This is a genomic window from Shigella sp. FC1967 (genome assembly GCF_001743005.1).
Taxonomy (GTDB): domain Bacteria; phylum Pseudomonadota; class Gammaproteobacteria; order Enterobacterales; family Enterobacteriaceae; genus Proteus.
In genome coordinates, this window is sequence record NZ_MIIZ01000184.1 from 1 (window position 1) to 274 (window position 274).

Here is a 274-nt window from a genome sequence, read left to right on the forward strand (position 1 = left end):
TATAGCCCGCAATATTTCCTTCGGTGCGGATGATATCCATGGTCTGATTGCCAATTTCGCCAATCAGTTGCGCTTGTTTTAAGCGATTTTGCTCTTTTTTCTTTATCGAATATCGGGTTGATGCTGCCGTCATTGGCATGGTCGGTATCACGACTGAGTTGAGTGATATCTTGCGTTTGATTATCCGTATCACGGATTAACCATTTCCCCTCAGAGATGGCAGCGTGGGTAGTGCCTTCAGTCTGTCCGCTGTTATTGGCATTAGATAATAATC

At 44.5% G+C, this 274-nt stretch carries 1 pseudogene; it reads right to left on the bottom strand.

From position 1 onward, the window contains the following. Window positions 1-274: pseudogene (locus tag BHE89_RS01665) on the bottom strand (hypothetical protein); the annotation flags it as partial.